Here is a 5,242-nt window from a genome sequence, read left to right as displayed (position 1 = left end):
CCTCCTTGACTCTTGCGTTTATATATGCACCTCTTCTAATCAGCAACTCAGCAACATCAGCATAACCATAAGCAGCAACAAGGTGTAGAGGAGTTAAGCCATCATTATTTCTCGCATTTACATCCGCACCTCTCTCCAAAACATCTTTAACTCTGAAAATATCACCTCCACACAAGGCTTCAAAAAGCTCCTCATCCAACCCCCATAAATTTAGAGACAAATTGTTTATTCAAAAACTTTTCGATCGAGCTATTTTACAAGTTAAAGCTAGAGAACTTCCGAAGAACAAGCGAGGTGCAAGAGAAATATGGGAGTACTTCATGCTAATGCCGAGCAAATATCGAAATCAATACAGGGAGGGAACATCATGCGCTGATATTATGTCCGATAACTTTAAAGATAATAGGACTGTAGCATTGTGCTGACATGTCCGAAGTAGCAATAAGGATAGTTGGAGTCAGCATACAAGATGATAAGCTATTTTTTATCCTAGTGCGGAATATAGGGAACTCTGAACTAGATGTAGGCTGGAAAGAAGACTGGGTGGTATGTATACAGAGGGCGGATAGAAGCATAGTATCTCCTCACGTGCTTTCCCTCTCCTCCACCTTAGGTTTTACCATGGAAGGATCTATATTATACCCAAACAAGGTGTTAAAGATATATGTTGATCCATGTCAAGTTTACTTACATAAAGGACCAGCAAAAATAACAGTGAACGGACCAAAGGGTTTATCTGCATCATATGTAATAGAGCCTTTCTGGGAATCCTCACAAACTCAGATTTACAGGTAGGCTGTCAAGTCTCCAAGGTTGAATGTTCCACGCCACGTACATCAAAAAACTCTATTCTTTCTGAATAAAGTACTTCCGAATAGAATATCGGTATTGATCCCAGATAATAATCAAAGCTATCACAGAAAGTGGAAGCCAAGTTCTACTTCTAGGGCTATCTGCTTCAATTAGTATAGCAGAAAAAAGAAAGTAAAAGAGGAGTAGGAAAATAAAACTAAGGAATGAATCTTTATCAATCTTAATATATTCCATTAAAAAATTCGTTCTTTTCATTTCGTCATTTACCTTTAAGAGGAGATCTTCTTCAGTATTCTCTATCCTCCTCTCTGAAGAGATCATACAGTATAAACCTATATCACAAGGAAAACGAGGATCTCACAGTATTTCCTCATATGTAAGGTCCCACAAGTATAATTTTAAGGCTCTTTTTCTAGCCTTTTGTATGCGCGCGCATAAGATGCCTCCTATACCATCCGTAAACACGTGTACATTAAAAATTTTCTTTCAAGAGGTAATCTTTTTAAAGAGTATGCAAACAATCTGCATGTGGCTTCTGAAGAAGTTATCTACGAAGGACCTATTGCTTCTTACCATGTTCTTTTTAAGGTGTATTTGGGGGAGCTTAATGAGGGAGATGTGATCAAATTAGATATAAGAATAGATAGACTCCGCCCATTGTATTCTGGTGATTCAAAAAATCCTGGAGGAATGTATTTGATCATCGCAGCTGATGGGCAAACACTATTATCATTGCATTCAGAAAATCCAAAAAATCCCTTCAGCCTTAGGTATAAGATGCAGGAAAGTGCTAAAAAAGCTATACTCGGCATACAAGGAGTAGAATGGTTACCTTAAGGTTGTGGTTTTTCGAGCAGAAAAATTCTCTGGATTCACAAGGATGTTGTTAGATTGAAATCTCTGTGCATATAATCTAGATCGTGGATCTTACCTAAAGCCTTTAGAAGCTCTATAGCTAGCTCGAGCACAACTTCCTCTGCTAGAGGTGTGTGCCCTTCCATTAAATCTGATGTACTCCAAGACAAGGATAGGATTACCATCTACGTGAAGCTGTATCAATATATCTTGGGTATCCATTGATCCGGTTTTTCAACAGTGTTCTTGTAAAACCATTCCATCTTAAGAGGATTCTTTAAGGCAGCTCCTGCCCTCATATAAGCCTGATATACACTCCTCTCTCCGGTAATTACTCCTCCCCTCTTTTCGAGATAAAATCCTGTAGCTACCATTTAATCCTTCTACGACTTCTCCCTCCTTCATGAAAGCTCACTCTAAATATGCCCAAGCTTAAGCTCAGAGCCATTAAGAGATGTGCCTGCACATAGGGTTCTTAGATGGAGGATCTTATCACAGAAGATTACGGGAAAAGTTATGAGGTCAGATATGAGAGCGGTATGAACGTGATATATTATAGTGCTGTGCGGCGGATCTACGTGCTTGGAAACGACTGCAAATGGATTGATAAAGATGGCTACCATGTGAATTAGTCTAAAAACCAACAGGTAAGTATGAACAATTATGGGATATGCGGGAGGATTTTGTGAAGAGCAAAAAGTTTACAGGCTCAATGTTAAGAAGCACAATCTGATATGCACAGCATGTCCGAGTTATAGCCCTAAGTCCCAAGAATAAGCCACAGAAACCATTTCTCGGAAAAAGAAACGAACGTTTTTCTGAAGCAGGAAAGATGAAGCTCAGGTATAAGATTACTAATTGCTATGTCTTAGCTACCTTAAATACGCAGAAAAGAATTCCTAGAAAATTAGGAAGAAAGCCGCAGAGGAGAGACCAAGTTAAAAAGAATTCTAGAGGACTATTTTATAGAAATCCTTAATAATCATATTGCATTTTTAGGAGAGACAGCTTTATTTTTCCCCTTTAAAGTTGCTTATGAGGGTCGTGTTCCTTGGAGTTGGCGAGGCCCTCGATGAGAATGAGGCGAACACCTCAATCCTGATAGAATCCAGAATGAATATACTGCTGGACTGCGGTTACAACATCCCCAATAACCTCTGGAGATACAGAGATGACCCGGATTTTCTGGACGCAATCTACATAAGCCACTTCCATGCGGATCACTGCTTCGGCATCCCTCCTCTTCTAATGAGGATGTGGGAAGATGGAAGGAGGAAGAAGCTCCTTATAATGGGGCAAAGAGGGATAAAGGAGAGAGTTGAGCTCCTAATGAACCTTGGCTATGAGGGCTTTCTGGACAGAATGAATTATATAAAGTTTATTGAAGTTGATAATGGTGCTGAGCTCGATGGCATTTCCATAAGGACTGCCAGAACAGAGCACAGCTTGAAAAATCTGGCTGTAAGAATAGATGTAGATGGAAAGAGCATATGCTACAGCGGAGATGGAAAGCTTACAAGCGATGTAATCAGGCTTTTTAGAAAGAGCAACCTAGCTATATGCGAGTGCTACTCAATAAAGCCCATTGTTCAAACACACTCCTGCCTTGAGGATCTGAGATTTGAGGATGGTCCGGAGCTGATAGCACTGGTGCACATAAACAGGAGGGAAAGGAAGAAAATAAAGGAAGTAGTAAGAGGAGAAAATCGCTTTATAGTTCCAAATCAATTTGATTCAATAGATCTTTGATTAAAATAGGTATATAACTGAAAAGCTAGAATTTATAACCTTACTTACGAGAATATCCTATGAGCATCGAGATCGATCTCGTGAGGCCTGTTAACCCGGCTGGGGCAAGCTTCATAAAGTACCTCTGGGGAGCCATAGGAGCTAGAAACAGGACAATCCTGCAGGAGCACAAGAGGGATCTGAGCAGACTTTTGATGAAGTTAAGCTTCGCATTAGAGGACAAAATAGGGCCAAACAAGCTGGTTACAGGAAAGGTGGTTGTTGAGCTAAAGGATGGAAGGCCATACAAGGCAATTGCAAGGAATCTTAGAGTTTGGCAGGAGACAGGATCGCTGGAGGGAGAAGTTGCAGTTGAGCTGAGGGAATAATAAGATGAAACACATGCATGCAAAATGCTGCATGCATGGAAAGAGCTGTTATACAGATAGCAGAAGCTTTAATAGAGATCACTTCACTTAAACCGTATGGGAATTGCATATATTCTAGAGATGAGAGTAGAAAAGGGCTGGCTAAAGCTGGTAAGGAGGTTCGAGGAGATATTGAGAGAGAGGATTGGTGACAGAATCGTGAGGATAATAGCCAGATCCTCGCCGGACGATCTGATCTATGGAAGCAATGTTGCAGTTGTGGTGGAGAAGGCTGATGCCGATCTGACCAAGGAGGTGAGCAGAGCTGCTCTTGATGCAATGGAGGACACTGGAATGGAGGGGTTGAGCCCGATAACTATATCTGAGGGGGATCCTATCGAGATCTCCTTCATGGGAAGATATGAAAAGAGAATTGCAGGAAAGGATGACTGGATAAAGCTGGTAAGGAGGTTCGAGGAGATATTGAGGGAGAGGATTGGTGACAGATTTATCAGGCTTGTGGCAAGGCCTTCTCCAGATGATCTCGTGTATGAGAGCAATGTGGCTGTTGTTGTGAGTAAAGCAGATCTTAACACAATGAGAGAGGTGAGCAGAGCTGCTCTTGATGCAATGGAGGATACTGGAATAGAGGGGTTGAGCCCGATAACTATATCTGAGGGGGATTCGATGGAGCATGAGTTTGGATAAGGTGAGATCCCTTCTAAATCAGGCAGAGGAGGACCTAAAGACAGCATGTTACGATAAGTGCATCAGCTCCTCCTACTTCTCCTGCAGGATGATGGTGGAGATATTTCTGAGGAGCAGGAGGATAGGGCATCTACCAAGAAGGGATGATAAGCTCGCAAATCTGTTGAGAAATCAGGGATTAAAGGAGGAGGCTGATACTCTCCTGTTCCTCTATGATATGAGGAAGAAAGCTGATTATGGATGGAGCATAGCGGGAAGGGAGGATGCTGAGAGATCTTTAAGGGAAGCTAAGAGCCTAATAAGCTCTATCTGCGAAAGAATGGGATTGAAGCTTATTTAAATAAGGCCGGGAAAAGCATATTCAAGTAAAGCTCATCCCAACTGTTTATAATCATAATAGCTTATTGGCTGAGGATCAGATTTTTGTTTCACTCCTGCCATTGTAATATGCTCACCATATTAAATATGAGTGAGAAAACGAAAAAAGTGTTTTTATGTGCCTCCAGTGCCCGTCAGCCTCTCCTTCAACAGGTTTATTATATCTGATTTTATGGATGACATCTCCTGTCTCAGCAGCTTTACATCGTCCCTTAAATCGTCTATCCTCTTGTTAGTATCATCAATCCTCTTGTTCAGGGATTCGTTCATAATCTCCATTCTTTTATTCATCTGATCCAAAAGGAGGATTATTACTTCAGTATCGGTCAGCCTCTTCCCCTCTGTAAGCTTTCTAGCTATTCTTTCGGATGCCTGTCTGAGCGCCTCCTCCA

10 protein-coding genes are annotated in these 5,242 nt (G+C 41.2%); 7 read left to right on the top strand and 3 right to left on the bottom strand.

What is annotated here, in order from left to right; translation table 11 throughout:
• A partial coding sequence (locus tag D6D85_RS03340) for an ankyrin repeat domain-containing protein (protein WP_133308289.1) occupies positions 1-199 on the bottom strand: 199 nt, incomplete at its 3' end.
• 227 nt (positions 200-426) lie between these two features.
• Here D6D85_RS03340 and D6D85_RS03335 point away from each other — a divergent pair.
• Both D6D85_RS03335 and D6D85_RS03330 read left to right on the top strand, forming a co-directional pair.
• On the top strand, positions 427-795 hold the full coding sequence (locus tag D6D85_RS03335) for a hypothetical protein (RefSeq protein ID WP_125670661.1): 369 nt from the start codon (positions 427-429) through the stop codon (positions 793-795).
• A 546-nt stretch (positions 796-1,341) separates the two neighbouring features.
• A complete protein-coding gene (locus tag D6D85_RS03330) occupies positions 1,342-1,650 on the top strand; it encodes a hypothetical protein (protein WP_125670660.1) in 309 nt (102 codons plus the stop codon).
• Positions 1,651-1,868: 218 nt separating this feature from the next.
• Here the strand turns inward: D6D85_RS03330 and D6D85_RS16055 are convergent, their stop codons facing one another.
• On the bottom strand, positions 1,869-2,042 hold the full coding sequence (locus D6D85_RS16055; RefSeq protein WP_161969662.1) for a hypothetical protein: 174 nt from the start codon (positions 2,040-2,042) through the stop codon (positions 1,869-1,871).
• Positions 2,043-2,147: 105 nt separating this feature from the next.
• Between D6D85_RS16055 and D6D85_RS16050 the strand changes: the two genes are divergently transcribed.
• From D6D85_RS16050 to D6D85_RS03310, 5 genes are all read left to right on the top strand, one after another.
• Positions 2,148-2,300 (top strand): hypothetical protein, encoded by a 153-nt coding sequence (locus D6D85_RS16050; RefSeq protein ID WP_161969661.1) that lies wholly within the window; start codon positions 2,148-2,150, stop codon positions 2,298-2,300.
• Between the two features lie 403 nt (positions 2,301-2,703).
• Positions 2,704-3,417, top strand: a complete 714-nt coding sequence (locus tag D6D85_RS03325; protein ID WP_125670659.1) for an MBL fold metallo-hydrolase — start codon at positions 2,704-2,706, stop codon at positions 3,415-3,417.
• 59 nt (positions 3,418-3,476) lie between these two features.
• A complete protein-coding gene (locus D6D85_RS03320; protein ID WP_125670658.1) occupies positions 3,477-3,785 on the top strand; it encodes a hypothetical protein in 309 nt (102 codons plus the stop codon).
• A 96-nt stretch (positions 3,786-3,881) separates the two neighbouring features.
• Positions 3,882-4,472: a hypothetical protein gene (locus D6D85_RS03315; RefSeq protein WP_125670657.1), complete on the top strand. Its 591-nt coding sequence runs from the start codon at positions 3,882-3,884 to the stop codon at positions 4,470-4,472.
• A complete protein-coding gene (locus tag D6D85_RS03310) occupies positions 4,459-4,812 on the top strand; it encodes a HEPN domain-containing protein (RefSeq protein WP_125670656.1) in 354 nt (117 codons plus the stop codon). The genes D6D85_RS03315 and D6D85_RS03310 overlap by 14 nt, the downstream gene beginning before the upstream one ends.
• Positions 4,813-4,964: 152 nt before the next feature.
• On the opposite strand, the gene D6D85_RS03305 is transcribed toward D6D85_RS03310, so the two are convergent.
• A partial coding sequence (locus tag D6D85_RS03305; protein WP_125670655.1) for a hypothetical protein occupies positions 4,965-5,242 on the bottom strand: 278 nt, incomplete at its 5' end.

This window comes from Candidatus Methanodesulfokora washburnensis (assembly GCF_003947435.1).
Taxonomy (GTDB): Archaea; Korarchaeota; Korarchaeia; order Korarchaeales; family Korarchaeaceae; genus Methanodesulfokora; species Methanodesulfokora washburnensis.
This window is presented reverse-complemented; position numbering and strand designations above follow the sequence as displayed.